Origin of the sequence: Pseudonocardia sp. (assembly GCF_050246655.1) — a bacterium.
Classification (GTDB): Bacteria; Actinomycetota; Actinomycetes; order Mycobacteriales; family Pseudonocardiaceae; genus Pseudonocardia.
Map to the genome: position 1 here is coordinate 1 of NZ_JBFWVQ010000150.1, position 11,980 is coordinate 11,980.

The window sequence follows — 11,980 nt, forward strand, 5'->3', positions numbered from 1 at the left end:
TGCCGTCGGCGTCGGACATGCGCTTCAACTGGGTCCACACCGACCTTTCGGCGCTGGACCCGACCGAAGCCCGCGAGCTCGTCGTCGACGCGTGGCGCATGGTCGTCCCCAGGAAGCTCTCCCGTGCCTACGACCTCGCCCATCCCGACGGCCCGGGCTGAGGCCCCGGACCCGAGACTCCGCGGTCGGGCCCACCGAGGCTCCCGGCCAGACGGTAAATGTCCGTCCATTCTGACGGGGATGATGGACGGTGACACGACCGCGATCCGGACGGGGAGGTCCAGGTGGACGCGCGAGGCTGGGACGAGCGGTACGGGCAGACCGAGCTGGTGTGGTCCTCCGGACCCAACGCGACGGTCGCCGAGCAGGTGTCCGGGCTGAAGCCCGGCACAGCGCTCGACCTCGGTGCGGGGGAGGGCCGCAACGCGCTCTGGCTCGCCGAGCAGGGCTGGACGGTCACGGCCGTCGACTTCTCCCGGGTCGCGATGGAGAAGGCGCTGGCCGCAGCGGACCGGCGCGGGATCGCGCTGGAGGCCGTCGTCGCCGACGTCACGACCTACGAGCCGGACCGGTCCTACGACCTGGTGCTGCTGGCCTACCTGCAGCTCACCTGGGATCAGCTGGGTCCGGTGCTGCGGACGGCGGCCGCGGCGGTGGCCCCCGGCGGGACGTTCCTGCTGGTCTCCCACGACCTCACGAACCTCGCCGAGGGCGTGGGCGGGCCGCAGGATCCCGCGGTCCTGCAGACGCCCGAGCAGGTCGCCGGCGCACTCGGCGGCCTGCGGGTGGAGACGGCGGAGCGGATCAGCCGTCCGGTGGAGAAGGACGGCGAGACCCGCCACGCGATCGACACGCTGGTCCGGGCGGCCGCCCCCTGAGCGGCCGCCGCGCACCGTGCACACCCCCCCGCGCACGGTGCACATCTGCATGCGGCCGTGCACACGTCGCAACGTATGCACGGCGACGCCACGGTGTGCACGGTGGCCCGAGCGCGCGGGATCAGCCCGGAAGGGCCGCGTTGACGGCCGTCGGGGCGTGCTCGGCGAGGGTGGCGAGCTCCCCGAACTCGACGACGTGCCCGATGTCGGTCCCGCTCATGGCGATGTCCGTGACCCGTTCGAGGATGATCTCGACGACCACCGGCACCCGGAACTCGGCGGCGAGCTTCTTGGCGTCCTCCAGGGCCTGGGGCAGCTCGTCCGGCGTGCGCACCCGCAGCGCCTTGCAGCCCAGGCCCTCGGCGACCTTGACGTGGTCGACGCCGTAGCCCTCGGTCTCCGGTGAGTTGACGTTGTCGAAGCCGAGCTGGACGCAGTAGTCCATGTCGAACGCCCGCTGGGCCTGGCGGATCAGGCCCAGGTAGGAGTTGTTCACGAGGACGTGGATGTAGGGCAGGTGGAACTGCGCGCCGACCGCCAGCTCCTCGATCATGAACTGGAAGTCGTAGTCGCCCGTGATCGCGACCACGCTGGCGTCCGGGTCGGCGACGCACACGCCCAGCGCGGCCGGCACCGTCCAGCCCAGCGGTCCGGCCTGGCCGCAGTTGATCCAGTGCCGGGGCCGGTAGACGTGCAGGAACTGCGCGGCGGCGATCTGCGACAGCCCGATCGCCGAGACGTAGCGGGTCTCCGGTCCGAAGGCCCGGTTCATCTCCTCGTACACCCGCTGCGGTTTGATCGGCACGTCGTCGAAGTGGGTGCGCCGCTGCAGGGTGGCCCGCCGCAGCGCGCACTCGTCGGCCCACGCGGTGCGGTCCGGCAGGGTCCCCGCCGCGGCCCGCTCGCGGGCGACCTCGACGAGGCGTTCCAGCGCGGCCCTCGCGTCGGAGACGATGCCGTAGTGCGGGGCGAACACCCGCCCGATCTGGGTGGGCTCGATGTCGACGTGGATGAACGTCCGGTCGCCGCGGTAGACGTCGACGTCGCCGGTGTGCCGGTTGGCCCACCGGTTGCCGATCCCGATCACGGCGTCGGAGGCGAGCAGGGTGGCGTTGCCGCTGCGGTGCGACGTCTGCAGGCCGGCCATGCCCGCCATTAAGTGGTGGTCGTCGGGGATGGCGCCCCAGCCCATCAGCGTCGGGACGACCGGGATACCGGTCACCTCGGCGAGCTCGACGAGCAGCTCGGAGGCGTCGGCGTTGATGACGCCGCCGCCCGCCACGATCAGCGGCCGCTGCGCGGCGCCGAGCAGGTCCAGCGCCTTCTCGGCCTGGGCCCGGGAGGCGGCGGGCTTGGCCACGGGCAGCGGCTCGTAGGTGTCCGGGTCGAACTCGATCTCGGCCAGCTGCACGTCGACCGGCAGGTCGACCAGGACCGGGCCGGGGCGGCCGCTGCGCATCAGCCAGAACGCCTTCTGCAGCGTGCCGGGGACCTGCGCGGGCTCCATGACGGTGACGGCCCACTTGGTGACCGGCGAGGCGATGGCGGCGATGTCGACGGCCTGGAAGTCCTCCTTGTGCAGCTTCGCCACGGGGGCCTGGCCGGTGATGGCCAGGATCGGGATGGAGTCCGCCGACGCGGAGTACAGCCCGGTGATCATGTCGGTGCCGGCCGGGCCGGACGTGCCGACGCAGACTCCGATGTTGCCGGGCGTGGTGCGGGTGTAGCCCTCGGCCATGTGCGAGGCGCCCTCGACGTGGCGCGCCAGGGTGTGCCGGAGCCGACCGTCGCGCCGGACGGCGGCGTAGAAGGGGTTGATGGCGGCGCCGGGCAGACCGAACAGGTCGGTGATGCCCTCGCGCCGCAGAACGGCGACCGCCGCGTCGGCCGCAGTCATGCGAGCCATGTGACTCTCCTGGGTGGTGGGGCCACTTGCGGGCCGTGGTCGGTGGGTGGGCGTCAGCGGGGGTCGGGCAGCTCGGTCGACAGGTCGTGGGTCAGCGCGAACAGGGCCGAGTGGTCCAGGTCGCCATCGCCACGGGCGACCAGCGCGGCGATCAGCTGGGCCACGGCGGCACCGAGCGGGATCACCACCCCGGCCTCGCGGGCCGCGGTCGTCACGATCCCCATGTCCTTGTGGTGCAGGGCCAGCCGGAAGCCGGGGGTGAAGTCGCGGCCGACCATGTTCGCCGCCTTCCGGTCGAGCACGGTGCTGCCCGCGAGGCCGCCGCCGAGCACCCGGATCGCGGCGTCCAGGTCGACCCCGGAGGCCTCCAGGAACACGATCGCCTCGCCGAGCAGCTGGATGTTGCCCGCGACGATCAGCTGGTTGGCCGCCTTCACCGTCTGTCCCGCGCCGTGCGGGCCGACGTGCACGACAGTTGTCCCGACCGCCTCCAGCACCGGCCTGGCGGCCTCGACGTCCGCGGCCTCGCCGCCGACCATGATCGACAGCACGCCCTCGCGCGCGCCCGCCTCCCCGCCGCTGACCGGGGCGTCGAGCGCCCGCACGCCGACCGCGGCCGCCGCGGCGGCGACCTGCCGGGACGCCTCCGGGCGGATCGTGCTCATGTCGATCAGCAGTTGGCCGGGGTGGGAGTGGGCCAGCACGCCGTCGGGGCCGGTCACGACCCCGAGGACGTCGGGCGAGTCGGGCAGCATCGTGATCACGACGTCGGCGCCCTCGGCGGCCTCCGTGACGCAGGCCGCCTCGCGCCCGCCCGCCGCGACCAGGTCCTTGGCCTTGTCCGGGCTGCGGTTGAAGCCGACGACGTCGTACCCGGCCGTGACGAGGTTGGCCGCCATGGGGGCGCCCATGATGCCGAGGCCGATGAAGCCGATGGTGGTCATGCGTTCGTCCTTCCGAGAGCGTCGTGGTGACCTGCCCGTTGGGCCCGTGGCAGCCAGGCGAAGGGGTCGGCGGCGGTCGGCACGTACTCCAGGCCGACGTGGCCCCGGTAGCCGCCGCGGTCGAGGTCGTCGATCCAGGCCGAAAGCGGCAGGCCGCCCGTGCCCGGCTCGCCGCGTCCGGGCGCGTCGGCGATCTGCACGTGCGCGATCCGGTCGCGGTGGCGGGCGATGGCGCGCTCGACGTCGTCGCCGTTGACGGCGAGGTGGTAGAGGTCGGCGAGCAGGCCGACGTTGCCGGTGCCGGCCCGCGCCAGGTCGTCGAGGACCGTCACCACGTCGTCGGCGGTGCGCAGCGGGTACCGGTCGGCCCCGCTGAGCGGCTCGACCAGCACGGTCGCCCCGATCCGTGCGGCCGCCGCGGCCGCGACCCCGAGGTTCTCCCGGGCGAGCTCGTCCTGGTGGGCGGGCTCGGTGTCGGGCAGTCGGTTGCCGTAGAGGGCGTTGAAGGCGCGCACCCCGAGCCGCTCGCCGATCCCGACGGCGGCGTCGACGGCGTCGCGGAACTCGGCTTCCCGCCCGGGCCAGGAGACGATCCCGCGATCCCCGGTGGGCATGTCGCCCGCGAAGAAGTTCAGCGCGACCAGCTCGACGCCCGCGTCGCGCACCGCCGCCACGAACCGGTCGGCCTCGGAGTCGGCCGGGACGGCCTCCGGGAAGGGCCACCAGAACTCGACGGCCTCGAACCCGGCGGCCGCGGCCGCGGCGGGCCGCTGCAGCACGGGCAGGTCGGTGTGCAGGATCGAGCAGTTGACGAGGTAGCGGACGGTCACGACGAGCCCTCCTTCAGCGGGTCGACGCCGCGGATCGAGGCGTCGACCAGTTCGACGGGGTGGACGACGGGGATCCCGGCGTCGAGGAAGCGGCGGATCTGCAGCAGGCATCCCGCGTTGGCGGTGGCGACCACGTCGGGCCGGACCGCTTCGAGCTGGGCGGCCTTGCGGCGGCCCAGCTCCTCGGCCTTCTCCGGCTGCACCAGGTTGTAGATGCCCGCCGACCCGCAGCACAGCTCGGCCTCGGCGACGTCGGAGATGCGGAGGCCGGGAATGCCGCGCAGCACCTCGCGGGGCTGGCTGCGGACGCCCTGGGCGTTGGCAAGGTGGCAGGCGTCGTGGTACGCGACGGTGGTCGGGACGGGGTGCCGGGTGGCCCGCGGGATCAGCGTGGCGAGCAGCTCGCTGACATCGCGGACCCGGGCGGCGAACGCGGCGGCCCGCTCGGCGTACTCGGGGTCCTCGGCGAGCAGGTCGCCGTACTGCTTGAGGGTCGAGCCACAGCCCGCGACGTTGGCCACGATCACGTCGATCGGGTACCGCTCGAACATCTCGATCGTGGCGCGGGCCCGGCGCAGGCCGTCCTCCTCCCGGCCGGCGTGCAGGGACAGCGCACCGCAGCACTGGTCGTCCTGCGGCATGTGGACGTCGCAGCCCTCGGCGGCGAGCACCCGCACGGTGGCCGCGTTGACGTCACCGAAGAACACCCGCTGGGCGCAACCGGGCATCATCCCGACCCGCAGCCGGGTCGGGCCGGCTGCGGGGGTGAACGGGGTGCCGCGGGCGAACAGGCGACGCAGGGTGACCGGCGGCAGCAGCGCCTCCAGGGCGCGCAGCCGCGGCGGCAGCAGGGCGATGACGCCGAGCGCCTGCAGCAGCCGGCGCAGTCCCAGCCGCTGGTAGAGGATGCCGCCGAGGGCCGCCAGCCGCAGCCGTCCGGGATGCGGGAACAGCGCGAAGACCAGCTTCCGGAAGAGCCTGTCCGGGGCCTTTCGCGGGATCCCGCGCTCGACCTGCGGGCGCACGGCTTCGATGAGCGACTCGTAACGGACGCCGGACGGGCAGGCGCTCACGCAGGCCAGGCAGCCGAGGCAGGAGTCCATCCGGGCGCCGAACGCCTCGTCGAGCGGGATCTCGCCGCGCGAGGCGAGGTCCATCAGGTAGATCCGGCCGCGCGGGGACTCCGCCTCCTCGCCGGTGATCCGGTAGGTCGGGCACGTCGGCAGGCAGAACCCGCAGTGCACGCAGTCGTCGAGCAGCTCGCGGCTCGGCGGGTGGTGGGCATCGAAGGAACCGGACGGCCCGGTGGTGCCTTCCGGCGGGAGGATCTCGGTCATGCCGGCCGCTCCCCGTCCCGGTGCGGGGTGAGCCACGGCTCCAGGCGGCCCGTACCGAACCGGTTGCCGGGGTCGAACTGCCGCTTCACCGCGCGCATCAGCGCCACCGCGGGCGGCGCGGGACCCCACAGCGGGGTGCTGGCGTCCACGCCGTCGCGGCGCAGGACGGTGCAGTGCGGACCGACGGCCGCGTGCAGGTCGGCCAGCAGCAGGCCATGTGTCCGGCGGCCGTTCCCGCGCAGGCGCACCGTGTGCACCCCGGCGCCGAGGGTGCCGGCGCGGCCGATCCGCACGGCGCGGTCGGCGGCGGAGGCCGCCACCCGCCGGGCGAGCGCGGCGGCGTCGGCGGGGCGCCCGCCGAACCGGATCACGGTGTCGCCGGGGGTGCCGGTGCAGATCGCGGCGACCTGGGCCCACAGCGTCTCCGCCTCATCGGCGGGGACGGTACGGGTCGGGTGCGGGGTGAGCTCGGCGACCGCAGCGGACCGCTCGGCCACCCCGGCGGGCGTCCCCTCGAACCGGGCGAGCACCCGGGCGGTGCCCTCGGGGCCGCCCGGGTCGAGCAGCTCGACGGCGGTCGGTTCGACGCCGGCGTCGGCGATCGCACGCGCCGTGGCGAACGCCTCTCGGCGGGGCGCGCCGATCTCGACGGTCGCCGCGGCACGGGGTGCGGGGTGCAGCCGCAGCACGATCTCGGCGAGCACGCCGAGGGTGCCGAACGAGCCGGCGAACAGCTTGGCCAGGTCGTAGCCCGCCACGTTCTTGATCACGTGGCCGCCCGCCCTGGCGACGGTGCCGTCGGCGAGCACCACGGTGACGCCGATGACCAGGTCGCGCAGGGTGCCGTAGGCCAGCCGGGACGGCCCGGCGTCGGCCGTGGCGAGCAGCCCGCCGACGGTCGCGCCGCCGGCGGCCCGGGCCGGGTCGGCGGCGACCCGCTGGCCGTGCTCGGCGACCTCGGCCTGCACCGCCGCGAGCGGGGTGCCGGCGCGGACCGCGACCGTCATGTCCCCCGGGTGGTGGGCGAGGATCCCGCTCATCGCGGTGGTGTCGACGGTGGCGTCCGCCCGCCCGGGCGGGTTCGCCCAGGCGTCGGCGGTCCCCGCGCCGCGGACGGTCACCCGGGGCTGGCAGCCCGCGGTGTCCAGCAGCGCCTCGCGCAGCTCCGCGGTGGTGGCGGGTCGCAGGGTGCTCGGCTGCCGCGCGGAGAGGTCCGCTCCCGTGGGGGTGGCCATGCCGTCACGTCCTCTCGATGAGGCCCGCGGCCTCCAGCGGGTGGGGGCGGTACGGGCCGGGACGCTCGCCGCACAGCCGCGGCGTGGGGAAGATCTTTCCCGGGTTGCACAGCCCCGCCGGGTCGAACGCGGCGCGCAGCCGCTGCATGGTCGCGAGGTCGTCCTCGCCGAACTGGCGCGGCATCGAGCACGCCTTGTCCGCGCCGATGCCGTGCTCGCCCGACAGCGAGCCACCGAGCTCGACGCACAGCTCGGCGATCGCCGTGGACAGGCGCTCGGCCCGGTCGTGCTCGCCCCTGGCCTCGCTGTAGAGCACGAGCGGGTGCAGGTTGCCGTCGCCCGCGTGGAAGACGTTGGCCACCCGCAGCCCGGCGGCGTCGGCGAGCGCGCGGATGCGGCCGAGCGCCTCGGCGAGCCGGGTGCGGGGGACGACGCCGTCCTGCACGAAGTAGTCGGGGCTGATGCGACCGACGGCGGCGAACGCGGCCTTGCGCCCCGTCCACACCGCGGCCCGCTCCTCCGGTGAGGCGGCGAGCCGCACCGCGGTCGTTCCGTGGGCGTGGCAGAGCCGCTCCACCTCGGCGAGCTGGGGCTCCACCTCGCCCGCCGGGCCGTCCAGCTCGACGATCAGCGCCGCGGCGACGCCTCGGGTGTACCCGGCGGCGACCGCCGCCTCGACCGCCTCGATCGCGAGGGTGTCCATCATCTCGACCGCGGCCGGGACGATGCCCGCGGCGATGATCGCGGTGACGGTCTCTCCCGCGGCCTCGACGGTGTCGAAGTCCGCGACGAGGGTCTGCACCGCGGCCGGGCGGCGCAGCAGCCTGACGGTGATCGAGGTGACCACCCCGAGGGTGCCCTCGGATCCGATGAACGCGCCCAGCAGGTCGTAGCCGGCGAGGTGGTCGGAGTCGCCGCCGAGCGTGGTGACGGTCCCGTCGGCCAGCACCACCTCCAGCGCGTGGACGTGGTGCACCGTGAACCCGTACTTCAGGCAGTGCGCGCCGCCGGAGTTCTCGGCGACGTTGCCCCCGATGGTGCAGACCTGCTGGCTGGACGGGTCGGGCGCGAAGTACAGCCCGTACGGCGCGGCAGCGCGGCTGATGTCGAGGTTGGTGACCCCCGGCTCGACCACGGCCCGGCGGTTCACCGGGTCGACCTCGACGATCGACCGCAGCCGCTGCAGCGAGATGACCACGCCGTCGGCCACCGGCAGCGCGCCGCCGGACAGCCCCGTGCCCGCTCCGCGGGCGACGAACGCGACGCCGGCGCGGGCGCACACCCGCACCGCCGCGGCGACCGCCTCCGGCGTCCGTGGCAGCAGGACCAGCGACGGGACGACCCGGTAGCCGGTGAGGCCGTCGCATTCGTAGGCCCGCAGCTGCGTCGGGTCGTCGAGGACGCCGTCCGCACCGACCGCCTCGACGAACTCGGTGTGCAGAAGCCTCGGTTGCATCGCCACCTCCACCTCATGCTCAGATACAACTTAGATACAAGTTGTATCCTGATGGAGGATAGCGACCGCTCGCCCGCAGGACAAGGGAGCGGCGGATAGTGTGGCCTGCCGGCGGCGAGGCCGCGGACGTGCGGAGGAAGCGGAGTGAGCGAGAGGGCGACGTCCACCCGGGCAGGGGCGAAGGACCGCGCGCTCGGCTACGTCCGGGACCGGATCCTCACCGGCGAGTTCCGCGGTGGCGACCTCCTCAGCGAGGGCGAGGTCGCCAAGGCGCTGGACATGTCACGCACGCCCGTGCGGGAGGCGTTCCTGAGGCTGGAGGCCGAGGGGCTGCTCAAGCTGTTCCCCCAGCGCGGCGCCCTCGTGGTGCCGGTGTCGCCGGAGGAGGTCCGCTCGGTCATGGAGGCACGGCTGGTCCTGGAGTCGTTCGCCATCGAGAAGATCGTCAACGGCGACCGGGACCGCCTGCGCCGGGTCGTCGACCGGATGGAGGCCGAGCTGGAACGGCAACGTCGCGTCGTCGGGTCGGCCGAGCTGCGTGCGTTCCTCGACGCCGACCGCGCCTTCCACACCGCCATGATCGAGGCTGCGGAGAACTCGGTCTTCACCCCCGTGTACGCCTCGCTGCGCGACCGCCAGCTCCGCATGATCGGCGAGTCCGCGGTGGCCAGCCCGGGGCGGCTGGAGAGCATCATCGCCGAGCACGAGGCCATCGCACGGGCGATCGCCGAGCACGATCTCGACGGTGCCCGCCACGCGCTGCGCCACCATCTCGGCGGCACGGTGCTGGCCCTCGGACTCGCCGCCGGACCGGTGTTCTGACCGGCCGCCTGGCCTGATGAGATGAGCAACTCGCGGCGACGAGATGAGCAACTCGCGGCCACGGGACGGAGTCGCCCGGCGGGGGTCTGAACCCGCGGACCGCGTGCTGCCGCTGTTCGCCTGATCCGACCGGGACGCCGCCCGGTCGCCGCTGAGCCGTCGGCGGACTCAGGGCACGGCGAGGGACGGGGAGCTGTCGCGGCCGTCGTACAGACGCCAGGTCAGCAGCGGAGCCTCCTGGGCGTCGCGGCCCGTGATCCGCGCGAGGTCGGTGGGCGGCAGGAGGGCGCGCCCGGGCGTGGTGAACCGTCGACCATCGGTGTGTCGCTCGCCGCCGAGGTCGATGAGCTTCTCCTCCATCGCGACCGCGTTCGCGAACGCCCGTCGCCACAGATCCCGGTGTGCGTCGAGCCGGCCGGCGGCGGAACCGGACACCGGGCGGCGGCCGCCGAGCGTGACGAACACCGCCGACAGCTCCTCGACCTGTGCAGCGAGATCCGTCAGGGTGTGGCGGCCTTCCTCGGTCGTGAGCAGCAGTGGTGACCAGCGTGCGACGAGGACACGGAAGCTGTGGACGACATCGAGCAGCACGTCGTGGACCAGCGAGCGCCAGTGCCGATCCAGCGCGAGGACATCGAACCGGGCCGTCGAGCACGGCCGGTCGGCCACGTGGTCCATCACGTCGTGCTCGGAGGTCTCCGGCAGGTCCAGCCGCGCCAGGATCGCACGGAGCTCGGCGGCGTACCCGTCCGAGACCCGGAACTCGGGCACCGGGCGCAGCTCACCGCCGTGGAGCAGGAACCACATGATGCGCCGCTGCGCGATCGGACCCCGCGCCACGGCGTTGTAGGCGACGGACCGGACGATCCTCAGACGCCGCCGTTCCTGCTCGGCCTCCGCTGCGCGCCGGTGCCGTTCCTGGTTCCGCAGCCACCCTTCGATGACCGTCACGGTCACGATCGTGAAGATCCCGCTGGCGACGACGTTGGTCAGCATCGAGTGCGCCGACCAGAAGGCCGACACCGGCGCGAGCAGCCCGTCGGCCAGCGCCAGCACGAGCCCGACCGTGGCGATCACGTATCCGATGGCCACCTGCCGCGTCACGCCCGACCTCATCGCCCAGCCCCTCTCGCGCACGGACCCGACTGGGGCCGAGCGATCGCGCGGCCCCGGTAGGTGGGTCTCCCGACACGGCCACACTGTGCTCGTGGACGCACACGGTGGCCACCTGCTCGAGAACCGGCAGATCCAGGCCGGTGCCCGGTTCGAGGGGGTGGCGACGCAGTTCGAGCCGTCGATCTTCCGCCACCTCCGCGACCTCGGCGTCGGTCCGGATGGCCAGCGCCGGCTGTTGCTTGAGCAGGGCCTGGTGGACGTCGCGGTCGGCAGGCTGCCCGACCTCGCCACCTCACCCATGGTCTCGGCGTGGGGCCGCACACCGCGATCCGCGTCGGCGACCACGGCTGCACGGTTACTGTGGCGCGGGTGGACCTGCGGATCTTCACCGAGCCCCAGATGGGGGCGAGCTATGCGGACCAGCTGCGGGTGGCGCGGGCCGCCGAGGACGCGGGCTACGACGCGTTCTTCCGGTCCGACCACCTCCTCGCGATGGGCAACGGCTCCGGTGAGCCCGGGCCGACCGACTCGTGGGTGACGCTCGGGGCGCTCGCGGTGCAGACCTCGCGCATCCGGCTGGGCACGCTCGTCACGTCGGCGACGTTCCGGCTGCCCGGCCCGCTCGCGGTCGCCGTCGCACAGGTGGACGCCATGTCGGGCGGGCGCGTCGAGCTGGGGCTGGGTGCGGGCTGGTTCGAGGCCGAGCACGCGGCCTACGGGGTGCCGTTCCCGGGCGTGCGGGAACGGTTCGACCGGCTCACCGAGCAGCTGGAGATCGTCACCGGGCTGTGGACCACTCCGCCCGGGGAGCGGTACTCCTTCGCCGGCACGCACTACACCCTCGACGACTCCCCGGCGCTGCCCAAGCCCGTGCAGCGGCCGCGTCCGCCGGTCATCGTCGGCGGTCAGGGCCCGACCCGCACACCCGCCCTCGCCGCGCGGTTCGCCGACGAGATCAACGTGCCGTTCGCGGGCATCGACGCCGTGGCGGCGATGTTCGGGCGGGTGGACGCGGCGTGCCGGGAGATCGGCCGCGATCCCGGTGAGCTCGTCCGGTCCGCGGCGCTGACGATCGCGGTCGGCCGCGACGACGCCGAGGTGGCGCGGCGCGCGAAGGCGATCGGCCAGGACGCGGCGGACCTGCGGGCCCACGGCCTCGCCGGCACGGTGGCCGAGGTGGTGGACCGGCTCGGGCGGTGGCGGGAGGCGACCGGGATCACGCGGATCTACCTGCAGCTGCTGGACATGTCCGATCTGGACCAGGTCGAGCTCGTCGCGGCGGAGGTGGCGCCGCAGCTGGGATGACCGCGGGCACTCCCGGCACACCACACATCCTTACCAAGCGCTGACAAAGGCCACGTCGGCCCGACGAGGACTACCGTTGACCGACGCCGAGGAGTACGGCGTGGGGAATGCTGTGTGGACCTGTCTGCGGGAGCGAGACCGTGGAGTTCCG

The 11,980-nt window shown here is 73.9% G+C and carries 10 protein-coding genes; 3 read left to right on the forward strand and 7 right to left on the reverse strand.

Annotated features, from left to right (window positions below):
* Window positions 1–284: 284 nt before the first annotated feature.
* The gene (locus tag AB7J25_RS27885; protein WP_428513847.1) at window positions 285–878 is read left to right on the forward strand and encodes a class I SAM-dependent methyltransferase; all 594 of its coding nucleotides are present in this window, start codon (window positions 285–287) and stop codon (window positions 876–878) included.
* 121 nt (window positions 879–999) lie between these two features.
* Here AB7J25_RS27885 and gcl read toward each other — a convergent pair whose 3' ends face one another.
* The 6 genes from gcl to AB7J25_RS27915 are packed head-to-tail and all read right to left on the reverse strand — an operon-like array spanning window position 1,000 to window position 8,586.
* The gene (gene gcl, locus AB7J25_RS27890; protein ID WP_428513849.1) at window positions 1,000–2,784 is read right to left on the reverse strand and encodes a glyoxylate carboligase; all 1,785 of its coding nucleotides are present in this window, start codon (window positions 2,782–2,784) and stop codon (window positions 1,000–1,002) included.
* Window positions 2,785–2,837: 53 nt separating this feature from the next.
* Window positions 2,838–3,728 (reverse strand): 2-hydroxy-3-oxopropionate reductase, encoded by an 891-nt coding sequence (locus AB7J25_RS27895; protein WP_428513851.1) that lies wholly within the window; start codon window positions 3,726–3,728, stop codon window positions 2,838–2,840.
* Window positions 3,725–4,558, reverse strand: a complete 834-nt coding sequence (locus AB7J25_RS27900; RefSeq protein ID WP_428513853.1) for a hydroxypyruvate isomerase family protein — start codon at window positions 4,556–4,558, stop codon at window positions 3,725–3,727. Before AB7J25_RS27900 ends, AB7J25_RS27895 begins: the two co-directional genes overlap by 4 nt.
* Window positions 4,555–5,895, reverse strand: coding sequence for a (Fe-S)-binding protein (locus AB7J25_RS27905; RefSeq protein WP_428513855.1), 1,341 nt, complete (start codon window positions 5,893–5,895; stop codon window positions 4,555–4,557). Before AB7J25_RS27905 ends, AB7J25_RS27900 begins: the two co-directional genes overlap by 4 nt.
* Window positions 5,892–7,130, reverse strand: coding sequence for an FAD-binding oxidoreductase (locus AB7J25_RS27910; protein WP_428513857.1), 1,239 nt, complete (start codon window positions 7,128–7,130; stop codon window positions 5,892–5,894). Before AB7J25_RS27910 ends, AB7J25_RS27905 begins: the two co-directional genes overlap by 4 nt.
* 4 nt (window positions 7,131–7,134) lie before the next feature.
* A complete protein-coding gene (locus AB7J25_RS27915; RefSeq protein WP_428513859.1) occupies window positions 7,135–8,586 on the reverse strand; it encodes an FAD-linked oxidase C-terminal domain-containing protein in 1,452 nt (483 codons plus the stop codon).
* 144 nt (window positions 8,587–8,730) lie between these two features.
* Here AB7J25_RS27915 and AB7J25_RS27920 point away from each other — a divergent pair, with 144 nt between their 5' ends.
* A complete protein-coding gene (locus AB7J25_RS27920; protein WP_428513861.1) occupies window positions 8,731–9,408 on the forward strand; it encodes a GntR family transcriptional regulator in 678 nt (225 codons plus the stop codon).
* 168 nt (window positions 9,409–9,576) lie between these two features.
* Here AB7J25_RS27920 and AB7J25_RS27925 read toward each other — a convergent pair whose 3' ends face one another.
* A complete protein-coding gene (locus AB7J25_RS27925) occupies window positions 9,577–10,512 on the reverse strand; it encodes a hypothetical protein (RefSeq protein WP_428513863.1) in 936 nt (311 codons plus the stop codon).
* 381 nt (window positions 10,513–10,893) lie between these two features.
* On the opposite strand from AB7J25_RS27925, the gene AB7J25_RS27930 reads away from it, so the two are divergent.
* Entirely contained in the window at window positions 10,894–11,829 is a 936-nt protein-coding gene (locus AB7J25_RS27930) for an LLM class F420-dependent oxidoreductase (RefSeq protein WP_428513865.1), read from the forward strand.
* The last annotated feature ends 151 nt before the right edge of the window (window positions 11,830–11,980 follow it).

Excerpts from the sequence above, each read along its gene's own strand:
- AB7J25_RS27905 (WP_428513855.1), bottom strand. The coding sequence starts at position 5,895 with ATGACCGAGATCCTCCCGCCGGAAGGCACCACCGGGCCGTCCGGTTCC.
- gcl (WP_428513849.1), bottom strand. The coding sequence starts at position 2,784 with ATGGCTCGCATGACTGCGGCCGACGCGGCGGTCGCCGTTCTGCGGCGC.
- AB7J25_RS27895 (WP_428513851.1), bottom strand. The coding sequence starts at position 3,728 with ATGACCACCATCGGCTTCATCGGCCTCGGCATCATGGGCGCCCCCATG.
- AB7J25_RS27915 (WP_428513859.1), bottom strand. The coding sequence starts at position 8,586 with ATGCAACCGAGGCTTCTGCACACCGAGTTCGTCGAGGCGGTCGGTGCG.
- AB7J25_RS27910 (WP_428513857.1), bottom strand. The coding sequence starts at position 7,130 with ATGGCCACCCCCACGGGAGCGGACCTCTCCGCGCGGCAGCCGAGCACC.